Below are 15,582 nucleotides of genomic sequence, written 5' to 3' on the forward strand. Positions count from 1 at the left end.
GCGGTCTCCGTCTCGGGTGGCCTGCCATTCCAGCACGCCCGGCGCCGGAACGGAAGAGGCGCCGCCCCGTCCCGCCGCCCAACCGCCGGGACGGGCTCAGAAATCGCGCCGCCACTTCACGCCGACCGACGAGTTGCCCTGCACGCCGGCCTCGCTGTCGACCACAATGTCGTCCAGCACCTCCACTTCGACCCGCACCTTGGGCGGGGTGCCGTCGATGGGCTGGGTCGCGCCGACGAACACCCCCTCGGCCACGTTTTGGCCGACGGTGACGCCGGTGCTGTCGCCGCTGTTGTCGACCCGCAGCACGTCCAGGCCGATGGCGCCGCGCACCCGGTCCAGCGTGCCGGCGCCGCCATCCATCAGCGTCGCGATGCCGTTGGCCAGGTCCAGCGCCTGCAACGGCGACAGCGACTGGGCCGACTGGCCGAACAGCAGGCGCGGCATGATCTCGCTCTGCGGCAGGCTCGGCGTCGAGGTGAAGTCCATGGTCGGTTTCGAGGCCGGGCCGGTGATGGTGATGCCGCCGGTAATCCCGTCTGAGGTCCGCAACAGGGCCACGTCCAGTGCCGGATCGACGGCGGTCGGGTCGGAGAAGCTGATCTGGCCGCGATTCAGGTCGAACGCCTTGCCCAGCAGCGACAACTGCCCGCGCACCTTGTCGATCGAACCGGTCACCCGCGGCTTGCTGGCGGTGCCGCCGACCTTCAGGTCCATCTTCCATTCGGAATCGAGGCCGCGCCCGCGCACGAACAGATTGCCTGGCGCGTGCACGCGGATATCCAGGCCGATCCGCCCCTCTTTCTTCGGCTTCGGCTTCGGCTTCGGCGCGCCCTTCACCCGCACCTCGCCCAGTTCGGCGATGGAGGGCGGCACCGCGTGCACCAGCCGGATTTCGGCCCGGTCCACCAGCACGTCGCCCTTGACGTCCGGGTGGGTCAGCGTGCCGGTGGCCTTGATCGCGGCGGTGACGAGTGCGGTCGCATCGGCCCGGCGCACCAGCAGCGCCTTCTTCGTGTCGATGGCCGCGTCCAGCGCCGTGCCCTGCACCGCCACATGCCCGGTCACCGGCGCGCCCGACGGGTCTTTCGCCTCCAGCGTCACCTTGTAGGTGCCGTCGGCCCCGACCGAGGAGCGGGCGTTCAGATCGGTCAGCACCGTGCCGACCTGCAAATTCTCATAGCGGCCGTTGGTGATGTCCGTGCGCCCGGCAACGGTCGGGGCGCCGAACGTGCCGCCCAGGGTCAGGTCCACATCGGCCGCGCCGGCCATGTAGTTGTCCGCCGCCGGCACCAGCGCCCACAGCCGTTCCAGCCGGCCCTGCCAGCGCACATGGCCCGCCAGCGGCGCGCTCTTGCGCGGCTGCGGCACCAGCCCGCCCGGGCGCAGGCCCAGCGTGCCGTCCACCCGGATCGGATCGCCGAAATTGCCGCTGATCGCCGCCGAGGCCTTGGCCTCGCGCCCGTCCCAGGCCGCGGTGACCTGGGCGCCGAGGGCATTGCCCTTGCCCGGCAGGTCCGCCAGTTGCAGGTCGGTGAAGCGCAGGTCGGCCGAGGCCGGGGCGCGGCTGTCATAGTCGACCTTGGCGTCCAGCCTGCCGCCCTCGATCGGCAGGCTCGCCAGCTTGGCGAGCGGGCCCAGATCGCCGAAAGTCGCGGTCAGCGCCGCCTTCAGCCGCTGGCCCAGCAGGTCGGCCTTGCCGGCGATCTCGCCGCCCGGCACGCCGAGGCGCAGCCCATCCACCCGGGTGCGCCCCTGGCCGGAGGTGAGCGTGAGCGGCTGCAACAGCCGTGCTTCCGTCGTGTCGTGGCTTGCCGTCAGGCTGGAAACCGTCACCGTCAGCGGCTGGCCCAGCAGGTCCAGCACCGCCGCGCTCTCCGCCGCGATCGGCTTGTCGTCCGGCGCCTTGCCCGCCAGCTTCAGCGCCAGCGCGGCCTTGTTCAACGGCCCTTTCAGGGTCAGGTCCACGGGGCCGAGCCGCGCCTTGCTGGCCTCGATCCCCTCGCCATGGACGGTGGCGTCGACCACCGGCACCGCGCCCAGCGCATCGCGGAGCGCCGCCTTCACCGTCAGCCGCGACAGCCGGGCGGACGCGGCCCGGCCGTTGGCGAGCGTCATCGCCACGGTCGCATCCTGCCGGCCCTGGACCGGCTGCAAGGCCAGGCTGCCCTCCGCCCGGCCGGCCAGATCCGTGCCAGCCAGCCTGGCGAGCGTTTTCAGGTCTGCGGCCCGCCAGTTGAGGCGGCCTTCCACCAGCCCCGCCGCCAGATCGGCGCTGACCGGGCCGTCGCCGGCGGCGGCGACGCCCAGCGCATCCGCCGTCAGCCCGGTCACCGTCAGCGAGTCGCCGGCCAGCCGCAGGTCGGCGGTGGCCTTGACCGGGCCATAGTCCACCGTATTCGCCGCCAGCCGCACCGCGCCGGTGATCGCCTTGCCCAGCGCGATGTCGTGTTGCAGGCGCGCATTGCCCACCCGCCGGCCGTCCATGGCGAAGTTTTGCAACTCCGTCGCCGCCTTCAGCCGCGCCGTCGCGAACGGCCCGGCGAAATCGCCTTTCGAGACCACCGCGCCCGCCGCCTTCACGTCATAGGGGCCCGCGACCGGCGTCAGGTCCGGCACCCGCACCTCGTAGTGCAGGTCCAGGGTCTGGTCCGCCAGTTCCACCGTGCCGCCGGCCTTGCCGGTCAACACCGGCCCGTCCAGCGCCAGATGCTCCAGCGTCAGGGTCTTGCCCGCCAGTGCGCCGGCCAGGTCGAGCGTCACCGGCCGGCCCTTGGCCAGATCGAGCTTGTCGGCCAGCAACCGAGCCGCCGCGCCCTGCACCTGGAAGGCCAGATCGCTGCCGGCCAGCGTCACCTGGCCCTTCACGTCCAGGTCGTCCACGGCCAGGGCGTCGGCGCGCACGCTCGCCAGCCGGAACCGGCCGTCGCCGGTCAGCCTGTCGGTGGTGCCGCCGACCTTGCCGTCGAAATGCAACCCCTCCACCGTGCCGAACGCCACCAGCGGATCGCCCAGCCGGTCCACGTCGATCTTGGCGGTGGCGTCGACGGCGCCGGAGCCGGGGTCGAACGTGCCGGCGGCCTGCACCTGGCCGAAATTCAGGCCCAGCACCAAGTCGCGCAGGTCCAGCACCCCGTCCTCGCGGGCGGTGAGGTCGGCGCGCAGGCCGACCGGATCGGCGAGCCAGGGCGCCGCCTGCGCCTGCAACTGGCCCTCGGCCTGGGCCCAGACATCCAGCGTCACCGCCAGCGGCTGCACCGAGGCCACGCCCACCTCGCCCTGGACCCGGCCCATGTCGTCGATCTTGGCGGTCATCTGCGCGCGCCAGTCCGCCACCGGCGCCTCGCCCTGCACCTGCACGTCGGCGGCGGCATCGGGCGGCAGGCCCGCCAGTTCGGCCACCACGCCGCCCGGCGCCTCGTGCGCGTTCAGCACCAGGCGCAGCAGGTCGGTCTGGAAATTGCGGGTGTAGTCGAAGCGGATGGTGCCGGTCACGGCGTCGGTGCGGTCCAGGCTCAGCGCCGCCGACTGCACGTCGCCCTCGTCCCGAAAATGGCCGCCGGCGTCGAAGGCCAGCGGGCTCGGCCCCAGCACGCCGCCGGCGATGCGCACGCGGGTCAGCTTCATGCCCTCCACCGTCACGGCGATGGGCGAGCGCGGCCAGGCGAGCCGCCCCGCCGCGGCGTCTTCCGCCGGCTTCTCGGCCGCCGGGTCCGGCGGCGCCGGCACCGGCTTGCGCAGCACCTCGACATCGTCCGCCGTCAGCTTGGTGACGAACACCTCGCCCTGGACCAGCCGCGACGGGTTCCAGTTCATCGACACCTTGCCGATGCGCAGCCACACGCCCTGGGCGTCGGCAATGCTCACGCCCAGCAGATCGGTGCCGCCTTCCTCCGGGTCCTCCACCTTGTCGACGGTGATTTCCAGCGAGCCGGGCACGTTGATCTGGTCCAGCGCGAACTGGATCAGCGAGTTTTTCAGCCCGAACAGCGACAGTGCGGCCGCCGGCGCCGGCAGCAGCGGCGCGGCGGCCAGCGTCAGGACGAACAGCAGCGGCAGAAAGCGACGGCGGCTCAAAACGCTTGTCCAATCGAGAAGTAGATCTGGAAGGAATCGTCGACGCTGCGCGGGTTCAGCGGCACCGCGACATCGGCCCGGATCGGCCCCAGCGGCGAGTAGTAACGGAAGCCCAGGCCGGCAGAGAACTGCATGCCGCTGCTGAAGGTCGGCACCACGTCCTCGCTGACGGAGGCGGCGCCCGCGAACACCGCCAGGCCGAAATCGCCATAGACCTGCGCCCGCAACTCGGCCACCGCCTCCACCACCGACCGGCCGCCGGTGGGGTCGTCGTGCGAGTCCAGCGGCCCGATCTTGCGCTCGGCATAGCCGCGCAGCGAACCGCCGCCGCCGGCATAGAGCCGCCGGCCGGCCGGCACGTCGCTCAGGTCGCCGGACAGAATGCTGCCCAGGCGCGTGCGCACCGCCGCGATATAGCGTTTCTTGCCGGTCAGGTCGAAATAGCTCGCGCCGTTCAGTTCGGTCAGAAGAAACGGCGTGAACCGGCTGTCGAACCGGCCCATGAACGGCGTCGTCGCCACGTGCAGGCGGATGCCCTTGGACGGGTTCAGCAGGTCGTCGCTGTTGTCGTACTGCGCGAAGGCGGGCATGCCCACCAGATAAGCCCGGCCCTCGGCATCGCTGGAGGTGGTGTCGGTCACCTCGGCCAGGCCGCCCAGGCCCGCCCGCCAGAACCGGCTCAACTGCCGTTCCAGGCCCAGCGTCAGGGTGATGCCGGTCTCGTCGAAGGCATCGTCCTCGATATGGCGCAGCGACACCTGGCCCACCAGGTCCTGCTTGTTGCGCCGGAACTGGGGTTTGCGCAGCTGGCCGTCCAGATGCTGTTCCGACGCCGTCACGTCCGTGGTCAGGCGCAGGGTCTCGTTGGCGCCGAACAGGTTGCGATGGTCGAACTCCGCCTTGGCGCCGGGGCCGAGATCGGTCGAGTAGTTGACGCCGACGGCGATGGAGCGAAAGGGCCGCGGCTCCAGCCGTGCGGTCACCGGCGCGGCGCCGGGGGGCGGCGCGGTCTCCGGCAGCAGCACCGAGCCGGCATTGAACAGGCCGGTGCCGATCAGGCTGCGCTGGTATTCGGTCAGCTTGACGGTATTGACCGGCTCGCCCTTCTTCCAGGGCAGATAGGTGCGCAGATAGGCGTCGTCGATGCCGGTCGCCCCCTGGATCGACAGGTCGCCATAGGTCACGAGCGGGCCGGTGTCGATGCGGCTGGTGACCTGCATGGTCGCGGCTTCCGGGTCGATCTCCGCATCGCGCTTGATCAGGCGGGCATAGGGATAGCCCACGGTTTTCAGCGCGCCCACCACCTGTTCCTCGGCCGCAAGGATCCCGGCCGCCTCCGCCGGCTGCCCCACCGGCGAGCCGAAATGCGAGTCCGCCTTTTTCGGCATGGCCTGGGCCAGCGGGGTCGGCGTCAGCAGGAAGGTGTGTTCGCTCAGAACGTAAGGGCGGCCCGGCTGCACCGTGACGGTCACGGCGGCGCTCTTGCCGTCCTCGCCCGCCGCCACGTCCACGCGGGCATCGCCCTCATAATAGCCGTGCGAGCGCAGCACCTTCTGCACCACCGTCCGGTCGTCCTGCGCCCGGCGGCGCAGCAGCGCCAGGCTCGGCGCGCCGTTTTCCTGATAACGGTAGAGCGCCAGCGCCTTTTCCAGGTCGGCGGCGACGGCATCGTTCGGCGCGTCCTTCACCGCGACGGTGTAGGACGCGATCTCGACCGGCTCGTCGATGGCCGGCGGCGCGTCCTCGGCCAGGGCCGCGGGCGGCAGGGTCGTCGCCAAGCCCATCGCGGCCAGCGACAGCAAGGCAAAGGCTCCAAACGCGGAGAAAGGGGTCAAGGGTCGGTCCCATGGCGTCAACGGGCAGACAAAGGCTGGGCCGGTGCGCTGCGATGCGCAGCACACCTCGCTACGGCCGCTCCTATGTAGTCACTCTTGCGTAACGCTGTCACCATCACCAGGGCCCCGCCGGTAAAATTCCGGTTACCGGCGGGCGCAAACCCTCAGAGCGACAACACCCGGTCCAGCCATTTCAGCACGCCCTTCGGCTCGCCCCGCTCCTCCGGCAGCGCCGCGTGGCGCGAGGCCGCCTCGCGCGGCGGCAGGTATTTGTTGGTCGGCTGGTAGCCCAGTTCCGGCATCAGGTCATAGCCGCCGCGCTCGGCCACCAGTTGCGACACCGGCGAGGTCGGGTCGCCCAGATCGCCAAAATGCCGCGCGCCGGCCGGACAGGTGGAGACACAGGCGGGCACCCGCTCGTCCTCGGCCAGGTTCTCGTTGTAGATGCGGTCGATGCAGAGCGTGCATTTCTTCATCACCCCCTGGTCCGCGTCGAACTCGCGCGCGCCATAGGGACAGGCCCACGAACAGAGCTTGCAGCCGATGCAGGTCTCGGCGTTCACCAGGACGATGCCGTCCTCCTCGCGCTTGTAGCTGGCGCCGGTCGGACAGACGGTGACGCAGGCCGCATCCTCGCAATGCAGGCAGGATTTGGGGAAGTGGACCGTGCGCCCGGCCGCGCCGTCGCCCGCCTCGTAGGAGTGGACGCGGTTGAACCAGACGCCGTCCGGCGCGGCGCCGTACGGGTCCTGGTCGGTCAGCGGCGCCGAATGGCCGCCGGTGTTCCATTCCTTGCAGTTCACGGCACAGGCGTGGCAGCCGACACAAATGTCCAGGTCGATGACCAGGCCGAGCTTTTTGGCGGTGGCGGAGGGAAGGGCGGTCATGGCTTAGCTCTCTGCGAAAATCCTGGCGTCATTGCGAGGCGCAGCCGAAGCAATCCAGACCGCCGCCCGTGCGGGCTGAGGCTTTGCCTGGATTGCCCCATCGCCTGCGGCTCCTCGCAATGACAGAATGGGAGGAAGGGCGCGCACTTGGATGTCACGCCCGCTTGGCGCCATAGCGCAGGATCGCCGGCCGCGGCGTCACGCTCCGCGGCGGCTCCAGCGGCGCGTAGCGGGGCGCCACATGCTCGGCACTGACCTTTTCGATGCGCACGCGCAGGTCGTACCACGCCGCCTGCCCGGTCACCGGGTCGGCGTTGGCGGTCTTGCCGTCCGGCAGCAGCTCACCGATCAGATGGTTGAGCAGGAAGCCCTTTTCCGTCTCGACCGCGTCGTCGGCCAGGTTCCAGGCGCCCTTGCGCTTGCCGATGGCGTTCCAGGTCCAGACCGTGTTCGGGTTCACCCCCTCCATCAGCTTCACCGGCGCAACGATGGAGCCCTGGTGCGAGGTCAGCCGCGCCCAGTCGCCGTCGGCGAGGCCGTGCTTCTCGCCCAGCACCCGCGGGATGAACAGCGGCGCATAGCCGTGGATCTGGCGCAGCCAGGCGTTCTGCGAACCCCAGGAATGGTACATGGCGGCCGGCCGCTGCGTCACCGCGTGCAGCGGGAAGTCCTCGGCCTTGACCTGGCTTTCCTCGAACGGGGCATACCAGATCGGCAGCGGGTCGAAATAGCGGACGATCCGCTCCCGCTCCTCCTCCGGCGGCAGCACCGCGCCATGGCCCTGGCCCGCCAGCCGGAATTTCTGCAACGGCTCGCTATAGAGCTGCATGACGATCGGGTTGGAATTGGGGATGAAGCCCAGCCCCGCGGACCATTCCAGATAGTCCTTGTTCGCGTGCTTGAAATAGAGCTGGCTTTCCGGCAGCTCGTACTTCCAGAAACAGCCGTTTTCGATATAGCGCTGCAACTGGTTCGGGTTCGGCGCACCGCGGCCCTGGCCCTCGCCGTCCAGGCCGCGGAAGCCGGCGAGCGGCCCGATATCCGCCGCGCCGCGGGTGTGGTTCACCAGATAGTCCGGATAGCCGCCGGGGAATTTCGCCGTGCCGTCGTCCTTGGTGAAGGCCGGCAGGCCCAGCCGGTAGCCCAGTTCGATCACCACGTCCTGGAACGGCCGCACATCGCGGTTCGGCTGCACCACCGGCTGGCGGATCGCATCCGCCGGCCCGTGCGCGTCCGAGATCGGCCGGTCCAGGATCGAGACCGCGTCCCAGCGCTCCAGATAGGTGGTGTCCGGCAGGATCAGGTCGGCATAGGCGATGGTCTCGGACCAGAACGCGTCGGAATAGATGATGCGCGGGATTTTGTACTCGCCCGTAGCCTCGTCCTTGTCGGTCAGCATTTTCAGCGTGCCGCCGATATTCATCGACGAGTTCCAGCCCATGTTCGCCATGTACATGAACAGGGTGTCGATCTTGTAGGGGTCGCCGGCCCAGGCGTTGTGAATCACCAGATGCATCAGCCCGTGCGCGGCCACCGGCGCCTTCCAGCTATAGGCGTGGTCGATGCGCACCGGCCGGCCGTCGCCGTCGAGCAACAGGTCTTCCGGCCCGGCGGTGAAGCCGAGCGGCGGCCCCGGCAGCGGCGTGTTCGGCGCCAGATGCTCCGGCCGGCCGGCGGGCTTCGGCCCGGGCGGCGCCGGGCGCGGGAAGGGCGGCTTGTAGCGGAAGCCGCCCGGAACGTCGATCGAGCCGATCAGCATCTGCAACAGGTGCAACGTGCGGCAGGTGTGGAAGCCGTTGGAGTGGGCGGAGATGCCCCGCATGGCGTGCAGTGCCACCGGCCGGCCCACCATCTGCTCGTGCCGCTTGCCGGTCCAGTCGGTCCAGGCGACATCCAGCGTCACGGTTTCCCGGAACGCCACTTGGGCGATCTCGGCCGCGACCTGGCGGATCGTGGCGGCCGGGATGCCGCAGCGCTCGGCCACCGCGTCGGGCGCATACTCGTCGGCCAGATAGCGCTCGGCCAGAAGATGGAAGGCGGGCACGGCCTTGGCCCCATCGGGCAACGTCACCTCGCCCACCAGCGCCGGCTGCGTGCCGGGCGACTGCGCCTTCACCGTCGCGTGCGCCACCTGATCCCAGGCCAGCGGCGCGCCGTCCTCGTCGCGCACGAACAGGCCGTCATTCGCCGCGCCCGGCGCCTGCCGCACCAGCCAGGTGGCGTTGGTGTAGCGCGCCAGATACTCCAGGTCGATCTGGTCGGTGCGCAGCAATTCGTGCACCAGGGCCAGCACGAACAGCCCGTCCGTGCCGGGACGGATGCCGAGCCACTGGTCGGCAATGGCCGCATAGCCGGTGCGCACCGGGTTCACCGCCACCACCTTGGCGCCGCGCCCTTTCAGCTTGCCGAGGCCGGTCTTGATCGGGTTCGAGTCGTGATCCTCGGCAATGCCGAACATCATCAAATACTTGGTGTGTTCCCAGTCCGGCTCGCCGAACTCCCAGAACGAGCCGCCAATGCTGTAAATGCCGCCCGCCGCCATGTTGACCGAGCAGAAGCCGCCATGGGCGGCGAAGTTCGGCGTGCCGAACTGCTGCGCCCAGAAGCCGGTCAGCGACTGGCTCTGGTCGCGGCCGGTGAAGAAGGCCAGCTTCTTCGGGTCGTCGTTGCGGATGGCCGAGAGCCATTGCGTCGCCGTCTGCATCGCCTCGTCCCAGGAGATTTCCTGGAACTCGCCGGAGCCGCGCGGCCCGACCCGCTTCAGCGGCTTGGTCAGTCTGGCGGGCGAGAGGTGGTGCATGATCCCGGCCGAGCCCTTGGCGCAGAGCACGCCCTTGTTCACCGGATGCTTTTTGTTGCCCTCGATATAGCGGATATCCCCACCCTTCAGATGGACTTTGATCCCGCAGCGGCAGGCGCACATATAGCAGGTGGTGGTCTTGACCTCGTCCGAGACGGTCGGCGAGGTATCGACCTGCTCCGGCGGGCCGGCGAGGGATTCGAGCATGGGGCAGGGGTCCGATAGGGCGGCGGTACGGTCAGACCTTCCATCCTAACGCCCACCGCGCCAAGGGCAAGCCGGTGACGCACGGGCTCCCGAGGATCGCAGCCGGGCCGGCCCGACTCCCCCGGCAGCACCCACCCCTCAAAGCTTCCCCGGAAGCGGCAAACGCACCCGAACTTCCCCGGAAGCGGCAGAGCCGCTATCCGGGGCCCCCCACCGAGCCGGCCCCGAAGGAGGTCCCGGCCCTCGCCTTCGGCTCGGCCGGGAAAGCGGGGTATGGGCGTTTGGGAATTGGCCCGCCCGCCTCACGCGAACGACTCGATTTCCTCTTCCTGGACATTGCCCGGCACGATCACGATCGGGATGTGCAACTGGCCGACCCAGCGGCCGGTCAGCGCCGTCACCAGCGGGCCCGGCCCCTCCCGGCCCGTCGCCGCGCCCAGGATCAGGAAGGCGATGGAGGGGTCCTCCCGGATCTGGTCGATCACCGCGTCGCGGCGGTCGCCCTCGCGGATATAGAACACCGGCGGCTCGGAACTCCACTGGCGGATGTGCTCGGCGGCCCGGCTCAGCACCCGCTCGGCATCGGCCTGCGCTTCCGCCCGCATCAGGTCGCCGATGGACGACCAGTGCTGAAACTCGGTGGCTTCTTGCTCGATCACAAACAGCAGGCCCACATGCGCGCCGGTGCGGTTGGCCCGGCGCGCCGCGAATTGCAGCGCCACCGACATCTCCGCCGTGTCGTCGACCACGCACAACAGCGTGCGCCCGATTGCCTTGCGGGATTCACCCGCCTTATCCGTATCGCTCATCTAGCGTCGTCCAAACAGCATGCCTGCCCCATATCCTGCCATCACTGCGATCAGGATTGCAAACACACCATAGGCGGCCGGGTATTGGTGGGCGATGCGGAAAATCGAGGCTTCCATGCCCGCCTTCTCCACCGTCAGCGGAATCTCGGTCGTGGCCGTGACCCAACCGTCGACCACGTGATAGACGTCGACGTGATACTGGCCGATCGGCACGTTCGCCGGGAACGGCACCCGGGTGCGGAACAGCGCGCCGCCGACGATCTCGATCGGCCCGACCTTGCGGTCATAGAGTTTCTGGACCGCCTTGCGGCGCAGCAGCGCCTCGCGGAAGGCCGCCCCCTGCGTCGGGCCGATATCGGCGGCGGGACTGAGATTCAGATAGCGAAAGCCGACCCCGTTGTCGCGCAGCACGTCGTCCAGCGCGTCGTCGGAGAGGCCGGCGGTGGCCGAGACGTGATAGAAGCCGGGCACGGTATCGAACTGCACGCTCTCGGTGTTGATCCAGAGCCCGCTCACCCGGCTCTTCTTGCGCACGACCACGTTGGAGTCCGGGCCGCTGATGATGACGATCACGTCGCCCTTGCCCTCGGTCACGCCGAACAGCAGCAACTCGGTGCCGGAGAATCCGGTGCTGATCTTGATCTCGTGCTCGGACAGGTCGGCGACCAGCGACTGGGCCATGGCGGCGCTCAGCGCCAGCGAGAGCCAGACGCCGGTGGCGAGCCCCAGCAGGGCAGCGGCTTGCGCGCGCATCAGACGCCACCCACCGCTTGCAGGCTGTAGAGGTCCTGCGGCTGGACCACCAGGTCGAACAGCAGCTTGCCGCAGGTGCCCAGCACCATCAGCGCCAGCAGAATGCGGAATTGCGGGCCGGAGACCTTGGTGCCGATCATGGTGCCGAACTGCACGCCGATCACCGAGCCGATCAGCAGCGCCAGCGCCAGCACCACGTCCACGGTCTGCGTGGTGTAGGCCTGCAGGAAGGTGACGTTGGCGACCACGAACAGAATCTGGAACAGCGATGTCCCGGCCACCACGCTGGTCGGCATGCCCAGCAGATAGATCATTGCCGGCACCATGATGAAGCCGCCGCCGACACCCATCAGTGCCGCCAGCAGGCCGACAAAGGCGCCGACGGCGAGCGGCATCAGCGCGCTGATATACAGGCGCGAGCGGCGGAAGCGCACCTTGAACGGCAGGCCGTGCATCCAGGTATGCTGGTGCAGCTTGCCCCGGCGGGCCGTGCCCCGGCGCGAGCGCAGCATCGCCCGCAGGCTTTCGGCGAACATCAGCAGGCCGATGGCGCCCAGGAACACGACATAGAGCAGTGAGATCATCAGATCCACCTGCCCCAGTTCGCGCAACAGCTTGAACACATAGACGCCGACGGTCGAGCCGATCACGCCGCCAACCAGCAGCACGCCGCCCATGGCGAAATCCACGCTTTTTCGTCGCCAGTGCGCGATCACGCCGGTGATCGAGGTGGCCACCAGCTGGTTGGCGCCGCTCGCCACCGCCACCGCGGGCGGGATGCCGATAAAAATCAGCGCCGGGGTGATCAAGAAGCCACCGCCGACGCCGAACAATCCCGATAAGAAGCCGATGGCGCCACCCAGGCCCAGCAGCAGAAACACGTTCACCGAAATCTCTGCGATGGGCAAATAGAGTTGCATGCCGACCCTGGCTTCCCGCTGAAGACAATCCTAGGAACGCAACGCAGCACGGCGCGCGGAGAATGTCTATGTATGCGCCCGCCGCCGCCGCAAGGCAAGGCCCCGAGGCGCGCAAAAGTGCCGGAAACGGGGCCTTTACGGCTGCAAAAAGCCGACCCGCTCCTTCACCTCGGCCAGGATCGGCGCGGCGATGGCATTGGCGCGCCCGGCGCCGCTGCGCAGAACACCGTCGACATAGCCGGGGTCGGCCAGCATGCGGTTCATCTCGCCCGTGATCGGCGAGAGCACCGCCACCGCCACCTCCGCCAGCGCCTTCTTGAAGTCGGCAAAACCCTTGCCGCCGAAGTCGGCCAGCACCGCGTCGACGCTCTGGCCGGCGAGCGCGCCATAGATGCCCACCAGATTCTCCGCCTCCGGCCGGCCGGCGAGGCCCGCCGCCTCGGACGGCAGCGGCTCCGGGTCAGTCTTGGCGCGGCGGATCTTGGCGGCGATGGCGTCGGCATCGTCGGTGAACGTGATGCGCGACTGGTCGGACGGGTCCGACTTGCTCATCTTCGCGCTGCCGTCGCGCAGGCTCATCACCCGCGTCGCCGAGCCGAAAATGCGCGGCTCCGGCAGCGGGAAGAAGTCGACGTCGTAATAGCGGTTGAAGGCGCCGGCGATGTCGCGGGCCAGTTCCAGATGCTGCTTCTGGTCCTCGCCCACCGGCACGTCCGTCGCCTTGTAGAGCAGCACGTCGGCGGCCATCAGCACCGGATAGGTGTAGAGGCCGGACATGGCCTGGTCGCGCTTCTTGCCGGCCTTTTCCTTGAACTGGGTCATGCGGTTCAGCCAGCCCATGGGCGTGTGACAGCCCAGGATCCAGGCCAGCTCCGCATGGCCGCTGACGGCGGACTGGTTGAAGATGATGCACTCTTCGGGGTCGATGCCGGAGGCGATATAGGCGGCCGTCACCTCCCGCGTCGACTGGCGCAGCGCCGCCGGGTCCTGGGGCACGGTGATGGCGTGCAGATCGACGATGCAGAAAATGCACTCATAGTCCTTCTGCATGCCGACCCAGTTGCGGATCGCCCCCAGATAATTGCCGAGATGCAGATTGCCGGTCGGCTGAATGCCGCTGAAAATGCGATTGGTCGGGTGGCTCATGGCTCTGACGCTAGTCTTGCGAGGGAAGCCTCGGGTTATCGCGGCGACGGCGGATGCGGTCAAGCGGACGTTTGGCCCATGCGGCGACCGTGGTCCGGTCGACGGCGCCGATCATCCAGGCGAGCGCGAAATACCCGGCGGCCCCGCCGGCGCAGACCGTGGCGAGCGCGGCGGCGCGCCAGATCTCGCCGTCATGCAGCGGCGGTGCCAGCGCCTCGGCCCCCGCCAGCACCAGCCCGCCCATGGCCAGGCTCGCCGCCAGCACCCGCGGCGCGCGGCGCGCCAGGCCCCGGTCCGCCACCCAGTCGCCGCGGCGGTGCAGCAGCCAGCCCAGCGCCAGCGCGTTCGCCCACGACGCCACCGTGGTCGCCACCGCCAGGCCAACCACGCCCAGCGGCCGGTAGAGCGCGAAGCCCAGCGCGATGTTGAGGGCGATGCTAGCGGTGGCGATCTTCACCGGCGTCGCCGTGTCCTCGCGGGCGAAGAAACCGGGGCTCAGCACCTTGACCAGCACGAAGGCGGGCAGGCCCACCGCATAGGCGGCCAGCACCCAGGCGGTGGCGACGGTGTCGGTGGCGGCGAAGGCGCCGCGCTGGAACAACACCCGCACGATGGCCTCCGGGATCACCGCCAGCGCCACCGCCGCCGGCAGGGTCAGGAACAGCGACAGTTCCAGCGCCCGGTTCAACGCCGCATTCGCCGCCGCCGCGGTCTCGCCCTTCAGCGCGCGCGAGAGGCTGGGCAGCAGCGCCGTGCCGATGCCGATGCCGATCACTCCCAGCGGCAATTGGTAGATACGGTCGGCGTAATAGAGATAGCTGATGGCGCCGACTGGCAGCAGCGAGGCGATCAGCGTGTTCACGAGCATGTTGAGCTGCAAAGCGCCGGCGCCGACCGCCCCCGGCCCCAGCAGCCGCAGGGTGCGGCGCACCACCGGGTCGAGGCGCACCGGCACCAGCCGCAGCGCGAACCCGGCCCGGCGCATGGCCCAGGCCATCAGCACCAGTTGCGCCAGGCCCGCCAGCGCCACCGCCACCGACAGCACATGGCCTGGCGTCTGCAACGCATCGGCGGCGAACACCAGGGCCGCGATCATCACCAGGTTCAGCACGCAGGGCGCGGCCGCCGCGGCGGCGAATTTGTCGAGCGCGTTCAGCACCGCCCCCATCAGCGAGGCGAGCGCGATGAACCAGAGATAGGGGAAGGTCAGCCGCGCCATCTCCACCGCCAGGGCGAAATTGCCGGGCTTGTCCGCCAGACCGGGGGCCAGGCCATAGACCAGCGCCGGCATGGCCAGTTCGGCGGCGATGGTGATGAGCGTGAGCGTGACCGCCATCAGCGCCAGCATGCGCTCGGCAAAGCCGCGGGCGGCGGCGGGGCCGTCCCGCGCCAGCACGCCGGCGAACACCGGCACGAAGGCAGCGTTGAACGCGCCCTCGGCAAACAGGCGGCGGAACAGGTTCGGCAGGCGCAGCGCCACGAAGAACGCATCCGCCACCGGCCCGGCACCCAGGATCGCCGCGATCAGCAGGTCGCGGACAAAGCCGAGCAGCCGGCTCGCCATGGTGAAGCCGCCAACGGTGGCGACAGCGCGCAAAAGCATGGTGTGCGAACGCCCTTCCAAGGCCGCAGGAACGGACCCTCCCTTACCACCCCCGGCGGCACGCGGCCACGCACTTCTGGGCCTCGGGTCGCGGGCATTCGGCGACCGGGCTCTATTGCTGGCGGCGCAGCATCGGCCCCGCCGGCGCACCGCCGACCACGTGCACGTGCAGATGCGGCACTTCCTGGTGGCCGTGCTCGCCATTGTTCTGCAACAGGCGATAGCCAGTGCCGGCCACGCCCTCGCGCCGCGCCACCTCGCCAATGGCCCGGACAAAGTCCGCCTGCTCGGCCGCGCTGGCGGTGGCGGCGAACTCGTCCCAGGTGATGTAGGCGCCCTTGGGGATCACCAGCACATGCACCGGCCGCGCCGGGTTGATGTCGCGGAAAGCCAGCGTGTGCTCGGTCTCGTGAACCTTCTGGCACGGGATCTCGCCGCGCAGGATTTTGGCGAAAATGTTTTGGTCGTCGTAGGACATACTCTGTCTCATTCGCTCCGTCATTGCGCGCCGTCAGGCGAGGCAATCTAGGGTGGATTCTTTCCCC

The 15,582-nt window shown here is 69.4% G+C and carries 10 protein-coding genes; all 10 read right to left on the bottom strand.

The genetic code is table 11. From position 1 onward, the window contains the following. Window positions 1-96: 96 nt before the first annotated feature. The 10 genes from H6844_00520 to H6844_00565 all read right to left on the bottom strand — a co-directional run bounded on the left by H6844_00520 (window position 97) and on the right by H6844_00565 (window position 15,515). Window positions 97-4,077 (bottom strand): translocation/assembly module TamB domain-containing protein, encoded by a 3,981-nt coding sequence (locus H6844_00520; GenBank protein MCB9927888.1) that lies wholly within the window; start codon window positions 4,075-4,077, stop codon window positions 97-99. After that, a complete protein-coding gene (locus H6844_00525) occupies window positions 4,074-5,912 on the bottom strand; it encodes an outer membrane protein assembly factor (protein ID MCB9927889.1) in 1,839 nt (612 codons plus the stop codon). Before H6844_00525 ends, H6844_00520 begins: the two co-directional genes overlap by 4 nt. 164 nt (window positions 5,913-6,076) lie before the next feature. Then, complete coding sequence (locus H6844_00530) at window positions 6,077-6,799, bottom strand: 4Fe-4S dicluster domain-containing protein (GenBank protein ID MCB9927890.1); 723 nt, start codon at window positions 6,797-6,799, stop codon at window positions 6,077-6,079. Window positions 6,800-6,953: 154 nt separating this feature from the next. Continuing rightward, window positions 6,954-9,806, bottom strand: coding sequence for a molybdopterin-dependent oxidoreductase (locus H6844_00535; protein MCB9927891.1), 2,853 nt, complete (start codon window positions 9,804-9,806; stop codon window positions 6,954-6,956). A 302-nt stretch (window positions 9,807-10,108) separates the two neighbouring features. Then, window positions 10,109-10,615 (bottom strand): universal stress protein, encoded by a 507-nt coding sequence (locus H6844_00540; protein ID MCB9927892.1) that lies wholly within the window; start codon window positions 10,613-10,615, stop codon window positions 10,109-10,111. Further along, window positions 10,616-11,368 (bottom strand): TIGR02186 family protein, encoded by a 753-nt coding sequence (locus tag H6844_00545; protein ID MCB9927893.1) that lies wholly within the window; start codon window positions 11,366-11,368, stop codon window positions 10,616-10,618. After that, complete coding sequence (locus H6844_00550) at window positions 11,368-12,288, bottom strand: sulfite exporter TauE/SafE family protein (protein ID MCB9927894.1); 921 nt, start codon at window positions 12,286-12,288, stop codon at window positions 11,368-11,370. The genes H6844_00545 and H6844_00550 overlap by 1 nt, the downstream gene beginning before the upstream one ends. Window positions 12,289-12,423: 135 nt before the next feature. Continuing rightward, window positions 12,424-13,434 (bottom strand): tryptophan--tRNA ligase, encoded by a 1,011-nt coding sequence (gene trpS, locus H6844_00555; protein MCB9927895.1) that lies wholly within the window; start codon window positions 13,432-13,434, stop codon window positions 12,424-12,426. Between the two features lie 10 nt (window positions 13,435-13,444). Continuing rightward, window positions 13,445-15,037, bottom strand: a complete 1,593-nt coding sequence (murJ, locus tag H6844_00560; GenBank protein ID MCB9927896.1) for a murein biosynthesis integral membrane protein MurJ — start codon at window positions 15,035-15,037, stop codon at window positions 13,445-13,447. A gap of 112 nt (window positions 15,038-15,149) precedes the next feature. Beyond that, window positions 15,150-15,515, bottom strand: a complete 366-nt coding sequence (locus H6844_00565) for an HIT domain-containing protein (GenBank protein ID MCB9927897.1) — start codon at window positions 15,513-15,515, stop codon at window positions 15,150-15,152. Window positions 15,516-15,582 lie beyond the last annotated feature (67 nt).

The organism is Alphaproteobacteria bacterium, assembly GCA_020638555.1.
GTDB lineage: Bacteria > Pseudomonadota > Alphaproteobacteria > Bin95 > Bin95 > JACKII01.